Annotated in this window: 12 protein-coding genes; 2 read left to right on the top strand and 10 right to left on the bottom strand. The window is 43.8% G+C overall.

Features of this window, described 5'->3' with window-relative positions:
• Window positions 1–117: 117 nt before the first annotated feature.
• The 8 genes from FIS9605_RS0127550 to FIS9605_RS0127515 form a co-directional block, all read right to left on the bottom strand.
• Window positions 118–861: an alpha/beta hydrolase gene (locus FIS9605_RS0127550; RefSeq protein WP_026735461.1), complete on the bottom strand. Its 744-nt coding sequence runs from the start codon at window positions 859–861 to the stop codon at window positions 118–120.
• 246 nt (window positions 862–1,107) lie between these two features.
• The gene (locus FIS9605_RS0127545; protein ID WP_026735460.1) at window positions 1,108–2,292 is read right to left on the bottom strand and encodes an acyl-CoA dehydrogenase family protein; all 1,185 of its coding nucleotides are present in this window, start codon (window positions 2,290–2,292) and stop codon (window positions 1,108–1,110) included.
• Window positions 2,293–2,561: 269 nt separating this feature from the next.
• Window positions 2,562–3,263 (bottom strand): NADPH-dependent F420 reductase, encoded by a 702-nt coding sequence (locus FIS9605_RS0127540; RefSeq protein ID WP_026735459.1) that lies wholly within the window; start codon window positions 3,261–3,263, stop codon window positions 2,562–2,564.
• 158 nt (window positions 3,264–3,421) lie between these two features.
• Entirely contained in the window at window positions 3,422–4,030 is a 609-nt protein-coding gene (locus FIS9605_RS0127535) for a TetR/AcrR family transcriptional regulator (protein ID WP_026735458.1), read from the bottom strand.
• A 282-nt stretch (window positions 4,031–4,312) separates the two neighbouring features.
• On the bottom strand, window positions 4,313–6,937 hold the full coding sequence (locus tag FIS9605_RS0127525; protein WP_026735456.1) for a DUF3769 domain-containing protein: 2,625 nt from the start codon (window positions 6,935–6,937) through the stop codon (window positions 4,313–4,315).
• A 160-nt stretch (window positions 6,938–7,097) separates the two neighbouring features.
• Complete coding sequence (locus FIS9605_RS0127520; RefSeq protein WP_026735455.1) at window positions 7,098–7,214, bottom strand: photosystem II reaction center protein I; 117 nt, start codon at window positions 7,212–7,214, stop codon at window positions 7,098–7,100.
• A 130-nt stretch (window positions 7,215–7,344) separates the two neighbouring features.
• Window positions 7,345–7,470 carry a hypothetical protein gene (locus tag FIS9605_RS46220; RefSeq protein WP_269321075.1) on the bottom strand — a complete coding sequence of 42 codons (126 nt, stop codon included), beginning with the start codon at window positions 7,468–7,470 and terminating at the stop codon, window positions 7,345–7,347.
• Between the two features lie 540 nt (window positions 7,471–8,010).
• Window positions 8,011–8,709, bottom strand: coding sequence for an acyltransferase (locus tag FIS9605_RS0127515; protein ID WP_026735454.1), 699 nt, complete (start codon window positions 8,707–8,709; stop codon window positions 8,011–8,013).
• A gap of 1,477 nt (window positions 8,710–10,186) precedes the next feature.
• Here FIS9605_RS0127515 and glgP point away from each other — a divergent pair.
• Complete coding sequence (gene glgP, locus FIS9605_RS0127510) at window positions 10,187–12,838, top strand: alpha-glucan family phosphorylase (RefSeq protein WP_026735453.1); 2,652 nt, start codon at window positions 10,187–10,189, stop codon at window positions 12,836–12,838.
• Window positions 12,839–12,914: 76 nt separating this feature from the next.
• Here the strand turns inward: glgP and FIS9605_RS0127505 are convergent, their stop codons facing one another.
• Window positions 12,915–13,679 carry a DUF429 domain-containing protein gene (locus FIS9605_RS0127505; RefSeq protein WP_026735452.1) on the bottom strand — a complete coding sequence of 255 codons (765 nt, stop codon included), beginning with the start codon at window positions 13,677–13,679 and terminating at the stop codon, window positions 12,915–12,917.
• 123 nt (window positions 13,680–13,802) lie between these two features.
• Here FIS9605_RS0127505 and glgA point away from each other — a divergent pair, with 123 nt between their 5' ends.
• Complete coding sequence (glgA, locus tag FIS9605_RS0127500; RefSeq protein ID WP_026735451.1) at window positions 13,803–15,281, top strand: glycogen synthase GlgA; 1,479 nt, start codon at window positions 13,803–13,805, stop codon at window positions 15,279–15,281.
• Between the two features lie 140 nt (window positions 15,282–15,421).
• On the opposite strand, the gene FIS9605_RS0127495 is transcribed toward glgA, so the two are convergent.
• Window positions 15,422–16,411 carry a 2-hydroxyacid dehydrogenase gene (locus FIS9605_RS0127495; RefSeq protein ID WP_026735450.1) on the bottom strand — a complete coding sequence of 330 codons (990 nt, stop codon included), beginning with the start codon at window positions 16,409–16,411 and terminating at the stop codon, window positions 15,422–15,424.
• Between the last annotated feature and the right edge of the window lie 16 nt (window positions 16,412–16,427).

Genomic DNA, 16,427 nt, shown 5'->3' with positions numbered 1-16,427 from the left:
GTCCCCCTTTTTAAGGGGGATTTAGGGGGATCTTCAATAATCAAGTTCTACCAACTGAACCGTATTGGCTTATATTTTTGCCGTCAATGAAAGCGCCAATATTCATGCCAATCACCATTAATCACTAGTTAATACTTCAGCAAGAAGATCAGGACAAGAAAGATGTGGGCAATGTCCGGAAGCTAGCTCAATGGCTTCGACTCCTAAGCGATGGCGTGCAGCATAGCGTGACCATGTAGAAGACAATATTCGGTCATTGGTACAAACAATATATTTACGCTCAACCGAAGGCAAAGCTTTTAGAGGATTCATTTCAAAAATATATGCCATAGATTGTTGCGAACGACTTTTCGAGATTGCCCACTGTGCTACATCCGGTTGACAGTCATGATAGAAAAAGTCCATTAATACTGCTTCGTCTGAATAATCTTTCCCTACGGAAGCTGATTCAAACATATCAGGCTCCGAGTGGAACTGTTTGAGTTTACTGGGGTCTTTTGGCTGGTAATTGAATGATTTGAGCGTATCAGAATCAAGATGATGAGAAAATTGGTCGAGTGTGCTGATTCCAGGATACGGGATCAGGGCAGCCACAAACACTAGTTGACGCAGTTTTACCACTTCTGCAACCAGGGGAATTATAGTACCAGCCATTGAGTGACCAACTAGGAGAATATCATCATCAGTTTTTGGCAGCGCTTGAATTACTGCATCCGCAAATTGCGACAAAGTAGCAGATGCATTTTCAATTGGCAAGTCCATTGCTACGGTTTTATGACCCTGTGCTTCTAAGTAGGGAATGAGCAAATCCCAACACCATGCTCCTTGGAAGCATCCGTGAACCAGACAAAAAAGACTCATATCAATTTAATAGTGGTAATGATGGACGAGTTTTCTGAGTTGTCTTATTTTTTGGTGTTGCACTAAATAGGGATGAAAATTGAACCACTAAGTCACCAAGACACCAAGAATTGAATTTTGTATTTGTAATAGACAATAAATTCATCCCGTAAATATGCAACACCTATTTTTTCTGACTTTTACTCTTTATGACTACACCATGTTTTGGCAAGAGCCGCACCCTTTTGCCTTTTAGATTTTGACTTTTTAAGAGTACTGAGTTACTATTGGCAACTCGCGATTTAGCACCCAGTTGCCGACATCCCGCAGTTTGTAGTCTACTGGATCGTGGAGGGTAAATGTCCGTAGATCGCGCCAGTAGCGATCGCAGCCGTAACTGGTAGCTGTAGAACGAGCGCCCATAACCTCAAAAATTCGGGTGGTAATATTCAGACCAACTTTTGTAGCAAAGGCTTTGGCTGCGGAAACAGCGATCGCCACTTCTCCCCTTTCTTCATGGGTGAGCGCATTTCCCTTATCCCAAGCTGTCTGTACCTGCTGCGCCGCCTGACTTGCCAGCCCAATTGCTGCCTTCAGTTCAGTCCATAGTTCACCATAGTGGTGCAGAATGTAGGGGTCTTTTGATGCTCGATCTACTCCTGAAGTAATCCAGGGTCGAGTTATTGTGGTAGTGTATTCTTTTGCCGCTTCAAAGGCTCCCTCAGCAATTCCCAAGTAGACATAAGTTTTAACCAGTTGGTTGACAACGAATAGAAAGGTTGAAAATGCACCTTCAGGCGAAGGCGGAGGGCCAAGAATTTCATCGGGGTTCACGAAGACATTGTGAAATGTGAAACTACCGCTGGCTGTGCGTCGCTGTCCCATATTTTTCCAGTCGTCGTTGTAGACTACCCCTTCTCGATCCTTGGGAATGACGAAGATGATCGGAAAATCAACTCCCTCTTGCACAGCAGAGAATACTCGCAAATCTGCCACAATCGTGCCTGTTCCAAAGGTTTTGATGCCGTTCACCCGGTAGTGATTGTCTTCTGGTTCAATCTTGAGGCGAGTGTCTCGTGCATTAACGGCGTTTCCCCAAAACAGGTGATTTTGGGCAGTGGCTCGATAATAGCGTTCGGCTTGAGCGGGTGTACCTGCAACTTGACCTAGCACAGACAGAATGATCTGGTTGGCATAGAGTTGTCCAGTCGAACCATCTGCTTTGGCAAGTTCCTGAACGATCTTGAATGCTTCTATCCAAGTTGCCCCAACACCACCATATTCTCGTGGAACTACAAGAGGCAATAAACCCGCTTCCCGGAGTCGCTGAATTTCTTCATATGGGATACCAGCTTGCAAATCTCGCTCAACTGCGCTAGCTGCCAACTCTTTGGAAACGGTAGTAGCGATCGCTATATAATCTTTCAGTTCATTGCGTTCTAGTAATTGCATAACAGTTTTCCTTTGAAACTAGAAGGGTAAAGGGAAGCCAGTCGCGTGAGTTCTTCCCAACTCGACTTTTTAGCGATTCCAAAGCCTCCGCGAACTGGCGTTAAGGGGAAAGGGAAAGACTTATTTTCAGCCTGCGTGGCGAACAAAAGTTATAACGCCTGTCTTGAAAGTTTTATTTATAGACAGCGTTGTCAAAGAAATTTTTAGAGGCTACGTAGCTACATTACTTATCGCCCTTTGCTATACCTTTTACGCAAGAAGTCTATTGATTATTTCCCTGAGCGCTCTGATACAATCATTGGCGCAAAGCGATCGCACTTTCCTGGAATCCAGGGTTCTCCCAGCAGCTTGTAATTCATGCGGGGAAAGAAATTATATCTTTGACCCAACTCACCACTAAGTAGGGTCATTCGTTCAATCGTGCGGGCATTGCTGAGTTGACCTGCATCAATATAGCGCAAAGGAGTACCTGCAACTATGCTGAAAAACTCAGCCTTAGCTTCGGCATCATCGCTGACAACAAATACGTCGCTGACTGTATCTCCGAATTGGGGAGCGTCAAATACCTCCCACCAAACGTTTTTGAATGCTCCTACAACCCGTGTTTTGGGAAACCGATGCTGAATTTGTTCTGCCCCACTGGTATCCCACGGCAATATGAAATCAGAGTAATCATGGTTGAACGGATTGGAGATATCAATGTAAACCTTGCCATCTAGCTGATTTCGCAGTGGCTCAAGGGTATCTAGCAAACCGTCGCGTAAAAATAAGGCTGGTAGTACAAACTCGGCTGTTGCAGCATCTATATATGTACCTGAAGTAATTTGCTCGCGCTCCAATTTCTGTACAATTCTGGCTGAACGTGCCGGATCTCGCGAACCCAGAATCACACGCTGTCCCGCATCTGCAAACATCACTGCTAAACGAATTCCCATTCTGCCTGTACCAAGAATGCCAATTGCGTTCATCATTTTCTCCTTTTGTCTATCTACTACTTGGTAGGTAAAAGAGTAAAAAAATTAGGTAACTGGGCGTGAATAAAAATAACTATCGGGGTAGTTAGTAGTTAGTAGTTAAAAACCAACAACAAACAACAAACAACAAACAACAAACAACAAACAACTAACCACTAACATTCACCACGAGAAGCACTTTTCTTTACGCCAATAACCAATTGCATAAGCTGCTCAATTACTGCCTGGTACTGCTCAACACCGCCACTGGCACGGACAATCAAAATCCCACCTTCTAAAAGAGAGAAAATTAGAGTTGCCATTGCTTTAACATCACCAGCAAACCCGAATACTCCGGTTTTGCGGCCTTCATCCAGAATTGCAACTAACCGTTCTTCGTTGTCACGGTAGAATGCTGCAACCCTTTCTATAAGTGGATTTTTCAGCGTTGCTAATTCTGCCCCTACCATGCCATAGAGACAGGCTTTGTCTTGGTTGCCACTGTTAAGCGTAGCTTCAAACAAAGCGCAGTAACGACGGAGTTTTTCATCGGCTGGAATCGGCATGGCGATAATACTATCCACCAAGCGCAGGAAGTAGTCATTGTATCGATCAAGTAAAGCCGCAAGTAAGTCATCTTTTGTAGGAAAGTGGTGATGGATGCTTGCTTTACGAATACCAACTGCAACGCTAATGTCCTGATAGCTCATGGCATTAACTCCCAAGCGCTGGATAAGTTCCTGGGCAGTATCGAGAATTTGAGTTCGAGTATTTGTCGAATTCATGTTGCCATTCTACTAGTAGGTAGGAAATTTTGTCAAGGGTAGAATGCGTGAACAAGGGGATTGGGTTGGGGAATAGGGAATAGGGCATTGGGCATTGCAAATCGGGGATTGGGGATTGGAATTTCCATTGTCCCTTGCCTCTTCCCTTCTGACTTTTGACTTCTGACTTTTGACTTTTGACTTTTGACTTTTGACTTTTGACTTTTGACTTTTGACTTTTGACTTTTGACTTTTGACTTTTGACTTTTGACTTTTGACTTTTGACTTTTGACTTTTGACTTCTTAATTACTCTGCTCCACACCACCAACAACAGGTTTAACTTCGGCAGGATCGGAAAATGGATCGGTGCCGCCAGTCCAGTTAAAGTCACTAATTCGGAAGCTAATACCACCCAATTCTAAAACCGGATTGTAACGCAAGGTGATTCCATAAGTGCGACGGCTGTATTCTAAGATATAATCAGTGCTAGTGTTTTCTCCAGTATCCAGGTTAACTGAAGTTTGAAAACCTAGGCTAAATGGTCCAAAAATCTGCTGTGTCAACCCAGCACTTAAGACTCTGTTATCCACGGCACGGTCGAACAAAAAGGGAGATTCCCCAGTGTTAATGCCTTGGGAGTAACTGATGTTAAAAGCGGTATAGTCCAGAAAGGATCGGGAAAAGTGACCAAGTTGCCCTTGCAAACCAATAGTACCAATTAAGGTAGTTTGATCGTCGCCATTGCTGTAATAACTGGTAGTGCCAGTCACTCCACCAAATGCACTTAGGTAGGGAACTACTGGGTTTGGTGTGTATCGCAACCCTTCAGTAGCGGTGGGTGGTAATGGTTTGCCCCGCCATAGCGTAACCCCTCCATTGATAGCAGCACTGGCTTGGAGGCGACCGAGAGAGACGCGATCGTTATCCCGGATAGTTTCTAGCAAGTCTTGACGATCGGTATTGGCTGTGATGTATTGTGCGCCCCCCTGATAGCTGAGGTTTAACCCAGTGTTACCTAGAGGAATGATCGGAGAGGTGAGCACACCACCAAAGCTACTCTGGACAGTTTGGAACCCAAGGCTACCATTGTAAAGGCGATCGCGGTAACTATATTCCACTGTCAAAGTATGGGGTGCGGTGACATCGCCTAATAGTTGACGCCACCGCAAACTCGCCCGCAGGTTGTCTTCGATGTCGGTCAAATCAAAACTAGTTAACACCCCTGAACCCTCGACAACTGACCGTGGACTTAAAGTTGCATCTAGTTTTGTCCTCAAACCAAACAGTGAGGGAATATTACTAAAACCTTCTTGTACTGTCTTTTGAGCGTAAAACTGAGGCGCGATACTCCAGCTGAAATTGTCTGTAGTGATGGGTTGGAAGTTGCGCTCCACAAAAAAACCACCCCGCTGATCGCCATCAAAACCAAAAGAAACCAAGCCAGGGGTAGCTTCGCGCTCTCTGCGATCAATCACCTGCTCATCTCTGGGGATGGGTACACTCAAACCTTGATCGAATACTAAACGCTGTCCCTGCGTCCTCACGCGGTCTTGCTGGGGAGCCTCTCGCGTTAGTGTGACTTTATTTGCCCGTAACACCAGTTCTGGAGGCGAAAAGGGGTCATTGGTGATACTTACATCTGTTGCTTGTAAGCCACGCGGGTAAAAATCAATGCGTGCAGCTTCAAAGCGCAGTCGTCGCACTTGACCTCCCTGTTGTGGGCTGGGTAAATTTCTAGCACCGGTTCTGCCACCAACACCGACATTAATTCCTCCCGGACTACCCACCCCAGTCAGTGGTTGAGCGCTTCTGATTCTGTCGCTGGGCGGACGTGCTGGTACTCCACCCGCTGTTACATCAGTAGGTAAAAAAGAAAAATCCTGTCCGGCTGTGGGTAGAAAAATCTCGCCGCGACCAGCCAGCATTTCTCCAGTATCCTGAATAAAGTTATAGGTAAATCGCTGCCCGCGTAATACTTGGTCGCCTCTTGTGAGGGCAACATTTCCTTCTCCTACGGCGATCAAGTTATCCAAATTGACTTGGACGCGATCGGCATCCACTACCGCCCCATCAAAGCGCACGACTACATTTCCTTCTGCTGTTACCACCCGTCGGTTTTGGTCGTACTCTTGGCTATCTGCTATTACTTCAATTACTCTTCTGGTTTCTGGAGGTGCAGCAGGCGAGTTTGGCGCGGGTGGTGGTTGCTGTTGAGTGGGCGATTGGCTGGTGGTGCTGCGAGTTTTAAATTCTATAGTTGAGGGCTGTGGCGATGCATTTGCTTGCTTGTTACCGTCAAATTGGATTTTGATCGGTTGGGGGGTTGGCTGAAAAGTCTGTTGATTTTCACTTTGTTGTCCCTGGATTAATTGCTCAGTCAACAATTGTGAATTTTTCTGGGATACATTCTTGCTGTTGTGAAGTGGTTGGGTGAGTTGCTCTTTTACCGGCAAAGCCTCAGTTTTTGCCGTTTGAATACTGTTTTCGTTCCTAACACCAGAAGCTTGTAGCTGTTGCAGTGGATAACCAACAGACAGCGGCTCACCTAGTAGAGTCGCACTATTTTCAATCATCCTATGAGGCGAAAATTCTGCTGGAAATGTTTCTGGTGTAGTGGGTGTAGATAATGTAGATAAGGTTTTGGCGACAGATAACTCATCCTTGGTTGGCTGAGCAGATTGCTCTAAAGGTTTGTCTGTACTACTAGAAGTTGCTGGCTTTTGCTCCTGTGGATTTTCTGTATTTGCTTGTGTTTTGCTGTCAGTTCCTGCACATGACGAGCAGGATGCCTGTTCCCCAACAGAATCCAACTGGCGATCGCTCTGAGAATGCAATTGGCGATCGCCTACAGCTGTAACGAGTAGATTCGCTGCTTGTAGAGGTTCGATTATGGGAGGCGGTTCGGGCGGCAAAACAGGATGAAACATATCAATCTAGCAAACAAACAGCCAAAATTAAGAGCCGGAAGGACTAATTTAACCTTTTGCCTTCCGACTTTCGCCTTCTGTTTAATTAACTTTAAGCAAGCCGCCCTAAGAGCGTCTAGTATTTTCCGCTTTCGGCAGTCGCGGATGAATTGTCGCGATCTTACTCTAAATCCCGACGACCGGGGTTACGAGCAGGATCGTTTGACAAGAATCCAAACACAAACAGAGTGACGAAGAAGGCAACAACAATATAAACAATGATTTTTAAAGTCAGCATTGGGTATCTCCTTTGGATATGAAAAGCTTTCCGCGTCTGCTGTGCAGATTAAGATAGTTCCTTTATCTTACCCAAATCCCATCCCCTTTTTGGAGAACACTGGTGTAAGTGAGCAGAGAAACCCTGCAAATCAACCAACACACTCGCTAGTCTCCACTAGAGTTGTCTGACTTGTAGATGCGCCTTGCTTTGCAGACGTTTTGCCTACAACAGATGTTTCCAGCCTTAAGTTTAGCAGCATGCCTTCATCAGACATAGCTGTCTTGAAAATAGGGATTGGAGATTGGGGGCAACGGGGATCTGGAAAGAGATTTTCATTTCCTCGTTGTGGGCAATTGCCCGTGAGGGGCTAGCTTGAACATGAGCAAATTAAACCCCTATTTCCGCAGAAAATGCAGATTAGAGGCAATAAGGTATGAGGAGTGAGTAAAAAGAGATTTTTATGCTTTTGTTGTGAGATTCTATAGTGGATCTGTTTTATTTGGTTATTTAGTTTCTGTCTAAATATCAAATAATCACTAATTATAAATGACGAACAACACAAATTCTAAGTTCAAGAAAATTAAGTTGATTAGCTCTCATTAACTATTTAAGTTTATTATGTTGATTTTTTCATTACTATTATTTTGCTCATTTGAATTTGATTATTTATAAGCTGAAAATTCTATAATTTGGGAGAACTCCCTGTTGGAGTGCCCTAGCTCACCATTTGAGTGGGAGAGCCTCTGGCTCTAATTCTCGTTACCAGGTTCAACCTGGTAACTAGGGTTTCATAAGAAGGATTTTGATACCAGTATCAATCTCTGGAGTTTATTAGTAGTTCATCACCAATTCGGCTTTTAACTACTTTTGCAGGTATCCCTACAGCAACGGAGTAGGGAGGAATATCTTTAGTAACAACTGCTCCTGCACCAATCACACTACCTTTGCCAATAGTGACTCCATCTAATACTGTTACCCCGTGTCCTAGCCAACAGTCATCTTCTATGACAATCCCCTTGCAAGTAATGCCTTGCTCTGCAATATATTTCGTAGGATCTGCAAAATTATGATTATTGGCAAATATTCCTGTATTGGCTGCAATTAGACAGCGTTTGCCAATTTTTACATCTCCCGGGCCAGTTATAGAAACACCAGGACCAATAAATGTCTCTTGATCGATGTGGATGTGGGTATCGTCTAAAGCACCGATGTCTACATTTTTCTCAAGAGCAACGCTATTTTCTAGACAAACTCTATTATTCTCGTGCCCTCTGGCATCTATGCGAACGCCTTTGAAAATATGGGCACCACTACCAATTTCAATACAAGACGCATTGAGAAATTCAACATCATTTTGAATATAAACAGAATTATCTAATCGGGCAAAAATCAGACGATATAGCGAGTTTCGCAGTTTAGGACCAAAAGCGATGGTTGGAATATTTCCTAGCAAGTTAATTAATAAAACTTCTTTAAAACGGTTCATTTTTTTCCAATATAGCTGTTGTTTCATAGTTAGACTACTCTCTATTTTTGCTATTTTCGTAATTTTTGTCTGTACTTTATTCACTGTATTACCATTATGCATTTATCATCTATTGATAATTATTTGGAATGGTATACAAAAGCTTTGATGATTTTTGGTTTGCTTTTTAGAAAATAAACCCAAAAACATAAGCAATGAGAAGCTATCTTTCAGTAAGTTTTGATAAAACTTGCATTTAAATCCACAAAACTTACTTAGTTTTACCTGCAACTAATATCAAATTTACTGTTAGATAAAAATGGTTCAGACAAATGGCAATCAGAATAAACCCGCTTGTAGATTACCAATCTGAGTCTGAATAGACTTGATATTAATTGTGTCTGCTGATGAGCAAGTTTTGCAGCAGTACGCAGGATAAAATAGAGGAAACTGCTTGTTTACTGCCAGAATAAATTTCTCAGAGAATACCAGGATTTTGTAAATGCAACTATCAGACTATCCAGCTGTAAAAGCTGGTAGACGAGAGAGGCTATTCTTCAATTTATAAGGCAAAGCAGAAAAGATTCCTACGAAACTGCCTGTAGAGAATAATTAACATAAACCTACTCCCTGCTAGGCAGTTTTAATCTTTCCGATGTGTACTTAAACAAGCAACTCTTTCCACAAAACTACATTTGTTGAAACATCCTCAGTTACAAACAAAGCTTTTGCTTTTCATCAACAAAATGTAGTTTTTGATTTTTTGTCTACGCACAGCAAATTCAGGGTGGAATGTCTCCAACTTCAGACATCACATTCAGCTTAAGTGCAAACAAGTATGCACTTCCTCTGTTTATGTGACGGCTTTGTTGCAGCCAATTTTTACTATGTGCTGCTTTTATCATGACGCACGTAGACTATACTATAGACCAAGCAAATTGCTGTTTTTAGATATATTGAGCCAGATTTAAAATGACCACATCTCTCTTTTAGCATAGTTTATTTCCTTAGATCGGAATAAAAAGGTTAGTTTAAAAATTTTTATCATTGCTGACGTTTGGATTAAGCCAGTATTTTGCGATCGCACAGCACAAAGAAGTATGCCCTACATAACAAAAAAGAGATTACCTCCTACTAGGGATAGATTTTTAAGAGAGAAGAAATAGAGAAGAAGGCAGAAGGGACTAATTTCATTTATGAAGAAAATCAGAAAAAGCTTTTTAGCGAAATCTCTACCTGATTTTTAACATTCACTCTGCTTGCTCTGTAAAGCCATAAATCAAGATTTAAGGAGAAAATAGGGCTATAATTGTGACTTTACCTATATTTTCCTGTTAGCCTCTAAGTAGATTTAAAGTTTTCATCTTTCCTGCTTGGGACTCTGTACTCAGGAAAACAATTATGAGAATAGTTTTCAAAGCTTAACAATGTTGAAGGCGATTTACAAACACAGTATAAAAAATTGGCAACATTAACAAAAGACAGACAACAATAGCGATAGCTAGACTTGGAGTTATGCTGACCTATGCAGCCAATTCGCACATTCAACGTTTCTCCTTCCTTACCTCCGCGACTTGAACCACTGCGGAAGTTAGCATATAACTTGCATTGGGATTGGAACGTTGAAACTAAAGACTTATTTCGCCGTTTAGATCCCGATTTGTGGGAATCCAGCCATCATAACCCTGTTTTGATGCTGGGAACCATTAGCCAAGCGCGACTGATGGAAGTAGTAGAAGATGAAGGCTTTCTGGCGCAAATGGATCGTGCCGCCTTGCAGCTAGAAGACTATTTTAAAGAGCGCACTTGGTACCAGAAAACGAGAGAAAAGGGATCGGGGACTAGGGATAAGGGACAAGTAGGACAAGCGAGAAATTCTCCCTTGTCTTTTCCCGATCCCCAATCCCCAATCCCCGATCCCCGATTCCCAGAATGCTACGCCTATTTTTCTGCTGAATTTGGGCTTGTAGATTGTTTGCCTATCTATTCTGGAGGTTTAGGCGTACTAGCTGGCGATCACCTTAAATCTGCCAGTGACTTAGGACTGCCTCTTGTGGGAGTAGGCTTGCTGTACCAACAAGGGTACTTTGCCCAATATTTGAATGCAGATGGCTGGCAGCAAGAACGCTACCCGATTAACGACTTTTACAATATGCCTCTGCACCTAGAACGAAATCCGGATGGTTCAGAACTGCGGATTGCAGTAGATTATCCAGGGCGCACTGTGTACGCTAGAGTTTGGCGCGTACAGGTGGGAAGGGTGCCGTTGTATATGCTCGACACTAACATTGAACCCAACAATCCTTACGATCACGATATCACCGACCAACTTTACGGTGGTGATATTGATATGCGTATCCACCAAGAAATGATGCTGGGTATCGGTGGGGTCAGGATGTTAAAAGCGCTGGGGTATAATGTCACAGCCTACCACATGAATGAAGGACACGCGGCGTTCTCTGCTCTGGAACGCATCCGCATCCTGATTGAGGAACAAGGACTGAGTTATGCCGAAGCCCGGCAAGTGGTAGGTTCTACAAATATCTTTACTACCCATACGCCAGTGCCAGCTGGAATCGACTTGTTTTCCCCAGACAAAGTTTTGCACTACCTAGGGCATTATGCAGATATCTTTGGCTTGGGCAAAGACCAATTTCTAGCACTAGGGCGAGAAAATACGGGTGATTTATCTGCGCCTTTCAGTATGGCAGTATTGGCACTCAAGATGGCGGCGTTTTCTAACGGTGTGGCACAGCTGCACGGTACGGTGTCGCGGCAGATGTTTAAGGGCTTGTGGACTGATGTGCCCGTAGAGGAAGTGCCAATTAATGCGATTACTAACGGTGTGCATGCCCGTAGTTGCGTCGCTAAATCGACTCAGGAGTTGTACGATCGCTATCTTGGCCCAAATTGGTCATCTGCACCAACCGATCACCCGCTGTGGGATCGCATGGACGCTATTCCCGATGAAGAGTTGTGGCGCAATCACGAGCGCTGCCGCTTGGATATGATCTTATATGTGCGGGAGCGTCTAGTAAAGCATTTACGCGATCGCGGTGCTTCTCCCAGTGAAATTGCCCAAGCCCAAGAAGTCCTCGATCCTTACGTTTTAACGATTGGCTTTGCCCGTCGTTTTGCTACCTACAAACGTGCTACTCTCTGGATGAGAGACGTAGAGCGTATCAAGCAGATTTTGTTGGGTAACAAACACCGCAAAGTCCAATTTGTCATTGCTGGGAAAGCACACCCCAAAGATATTCCTGGTAAAGAACTCATCCGCGACATCAATCATTTCATCCGCGAACAGGGTTTGGAAAAACAGATTGTGTTTGTTCCAAATTACGACATATATATTTCTCGGTTGATGGTAGCGGGTTGTGATGTCTGGTTAAATACACCGCGTCGTCCCCGTGAAGCCTCTGGTACTAGCGGTATGAAAGCGGCGATGAATGGATTGCCGAATTTAAGCGTGCTTGATGGTTGGTGGGATGAAGCTGACTATGTCCGTACCGGTTGGGCAATAGGACATGGCGAAATTTATGACGATCCTATTTATCAGGATGAAGTAGAAGCCAATGCCCTGTACGACATCTTAGAAAAAGAAGTCGTACCGCTGTTTTACGATCGCGATGCGGATGGCTTGCCAAGACGCTGGATTGACAAAATGAAGGATGCAATCCGGTTGAATTGTCCGTTCTTTAATACAGCCCGGATGGTAGGAGAATATGCACAGCGAGCATATTTTCCAGCCAGCGATCGCTACTATACCCTCTATAGCGATAACTATGCTCCAGCGAAAGAACTGGCGGCTTGGAAAGCAAAACTTACCGACCATTGGTACGACATCAAGATCAAAGATATTGATGTATCTGTAGGGCCTGATATTGAGGTTAACCAAACTGTTGCCGTCAAAGCCAAGGTTGACTTGGCAACTCTGACGAATAATGACGTACAGGTAGAGTTATATCAAGGCTCAATAGATGCCAATGGTGAGATTGTCAACGGTATACCCGTGGTAATGGAATACCAAGGAGAAGATACACAAGGACTCAGTATTTACACGGCTAATGTCATATATACCACCTCTGGTTTACAAGGCTTATCTTTGCGTGTATTGCCTAAACATAAGTACCTTTCTAGTCCCTATGAACCAAGGTTGATTCTCTGGGCGCAGTAAGATTAGGTATTGGGGCAAGGGCAAGGGGCATGGGGCAAAGATAATCGTTAAATCCCAATTCCCAATTCCCAATCCCCTACATTCTTTGGGGAATGACAATATAACCAGTAGTGCGATCGCCCAACACTAAGTTACGTTGTTCTCCCCAATACCACCAATGTGCGCCTACATAAGCGCAGATTAGGCTATCTAGTTTATCTTCGGCTGCTTTGAGTGCTGCGCCGGTGGTAGGGATTTGGGGGAGAATCAATAGATAGGGGGATGGGGTGATGGGGGGATGGGGTGATGTCCGATCAAAGACCAAAGGTGGTTTAAGAGTAGGTAAGATATCAAGAATGTAATTTTGGAGTTTAATTAATTCTAAGCGACGCTCGTTGAGGCGTCCTTTTTTATATTTGAGGATGCGTTCTAAGCCGAATAGATGAACTATTGCGGGGTGGGGAAAGACTTCTATTTGATATCTACCAGGTTTTTGCGGTTCGATGGTGGGTGCGTGGACAAAACCGCGAGTTTCTAATTCTAAGCCAAAGTTGACGGTGCGTTCTGCAAAGGGAAGACTGAGATTGGCAGGATAACATCCAGCGTGATATTTGCCAAAATGTTTGTGTGTGAGTTTGTCAGGTAAGCGACTTCCGGTAGTGTTGGGGATGATGGTAGGTGCGTCTACGGCAATGATGGCACTTTCACCTGGTAATACACAGCTATCAATCCAGGTGAGGATATCTGCAATGGATTCTTTGCGGTCTATGTCTAAAATGTGTAATTGATTGTCTGACCATTCTAAACAACATAGTCCGCTTGGTTGCGATTTCCAGCCTAAATCGATACCGATAAATTTCATTATGATTGGGCGTGCATTCAAAGTTTTTTCTTATCACCCAGCTAATCCCTTGTCAATGAGTACATTTTTCATGTACTGATTGGAATATAGTAAATATGAAGTTTTGTGAAGCGAGAGCTAGGGATGTACATTGTACAGATTGCCTCGGAATGTGCTCCTGTGATTAAAGCAGGAGGTTTAGGGGATGTTGTTTACGGTCTGAGTCGGGAATTAGAGACGCGGGGGCATTGCGTTGAGATTATTCTGCCCAAATATGATTGTATGCGCTACGACCATATTTGGGGACTTCATGATGCCTATTTAAACTTATGGGTACCCTGGTATGGTGGTGCAATTCACTGTTCTGTGTACTGCGGTTGGGTACACGGACGGGTGTGTTTCTTTATTGAACCCCACTCTCAAGATAATTTCTTTAATCGAGGCTGCTACTACGGTTGCGATGATGACAATATGCGCTTTGCGTTCTTCAGCAAAGCGGCTTTGGAATTTCTGCTTCAAAGTAATAAGCGACCCGATGTGATTCATTGCCATGACTGGCAGACAGGTTTAGTTCCAGTCATGCTCTATGAAATGTACAAGTATCATGGGATGGAGTATCAACGGGTTTGCTACACCATCCACAACTTTAAGCATCAGGGAATAGGCGGTGCAGATACTCTCTGGGGAACAGGCTTAAATCGCGAGCCTTATTACTTCCAATACGATAAGCTGCGTGACAATTTTAACCCCTTTGCCTTGAACTTTATGAAAGGGGGCATTGTTTACTCGAATGCTGTAACCACAGTTTCACCCCACCATGCTTGGGAAGCCCGTACTACGGATGTTGGCTGTGGTTTAGGTCATACCTTGCATTTGCACCAAGATAAATTCACTGGGGTTCTCAACGGTATTGATTACGATTTTTGGAATCCTGAAATCGATCGCTACATTCCTTATAACTATACACGGGATGATTTTGAACAAAAAGTATATAACAAAAAAGCTCTACGAGAGCGCCTCATGCTCCGCCATGCTGACAAACCAATTATTGCTTACATCGGTCGATTAGATCATCAAAAAGGTGTGCATCTTGTTCATCACGCCATTTATCACGCACTCAACAAAGAAGCGCAATTTGTATTACTAGGTTCAGCAACAGAACTAGGAATCAATGCTCATTTCCAACACGAAAAACAATTTTTAAACAGTAACCCCGATGTGCATTTAGAATTGGGTTTTAATGAAGAATTATCCCACCTAATTTATGCAGGGGCAGATATGATTATTGTCCCCAGTAATTACGAACCCTGTGGATTAACTCAGATGATTGGTTTGAAGTACGGCACAGTACCGATTGTTCGCGGCGTGGGTGGACTGGTAAATACAGTATTTGACCGAGACTACGACCAGAATGTACCACCAGAACAACGTAATGGCTATGTGTTTTACGAGACAGATCATCATGCTTTAGAGTCAGCAATGGATCGGGCGATCGCACTGTGGTACGAATATCCTGAAGAGTTCCGCAAACTCGCCATTGCAGGTATGGAGTACGACTACTCGTGGAACCATCCTGGGGCAGATTATGTAGAAATTTACGACAGGATAAAACACAAGTGGTAAGTAGCTGTAAATAAGCGTATTTCTCGTAGTGACTGTTAGTGGATAGTGGATAGTGGTAAAAAACCAACTACTAACCACTAACCACTAACCAATGTACAGACGTGCCATGGCACGTCTCTACAACCACTAACTACTAACCACTAACCACTAACCACATCGTAAACTTCTGGGTTAACACAATAAGGTAATCTTTCTCCCTTCAACCCAGCAATCAAATTATCAATTGCCATATTTGCCATTTTTTCCCGTGTCTGGCGGCTAGCACTACCAATGTGAGGAGTAATAATTAAGTTATCAAGAGTCAGCAATGGGCTATCAATTGGTATTGGTTCTGGTTCCGTGACATCGATCGCAGCACCCGCAATTTCACCACTGCTTAATGCTTGGTACAAAGCATCTGAGTCTACAATTGCTCCCCTTGCTGTATTAATGAGAATGGCAGATGGCTTCATCAGTGCAAATTGCGGTTCGCCAAACAGATGATAAGTATCGTCAGATAAAGGCGTATGAATTGTGACAAAATCTGACTCTTGCAACAAACTTTCAAACTTAACAAACTCTACACCTAGCGATTGTTCTAATTCTGGATCGCATCTATGTCTACTGGTGTAAAGAATTCGCATATTAAAACCTTTAGCACGACGAGCGATCGCCTGACCAATGCGCCCAAAACCAACAATCCCCAACGTCGCACTTGTTACATTTGGCCCCAGTAACAAATCCGGTTCCCACGTCCGCCACTCTCCCGCACGGGTAAACCGATCTCCCTCTACCACTCGCCGTGCAGCTGCCATCAATAACGCCCAAGTTAAGTCAGCAGTCGCATCTGTCAAAACACCTGGAGTATGACCAACTGGAATCTGACGTGCCGTCGCAGCCGGGACATCAATATTATCGTACCCCACTGCCATTTGACTAATCACCTTAAGGGACGTTCCAATTTCTATCAATTGTCTATCAATCTTGTCAGTCAGCAAACACAGTAACCCATCTATTTCCCTCACCTTTGCCAGCAAAACTTCATAAGGAGGCGGTTCGCGTCCCATCCAAACTTCAACATTCGCAATTTCTTGCAGTCGTTGTAATTCAGTTGGTAGACGGCGGGTAACAAAAACTCTAGCTTGGGGCATAATTGAGCGTACAAAA

It is taken from the genome of Fischerella sp. PCC 9605 (assembly GCF_000517105.1).
Taxonomy (GTDB): domain Bacteria; phylum Cyanobacteriota; class Cyanobacteriia; order Cyanobacteriales; family Nostocaceae; genus PCC9605.
Note: the sequence above shows the minus strand (reverse complement) of the source record. Positions and strands in the feature narration are given on the sequence as shown.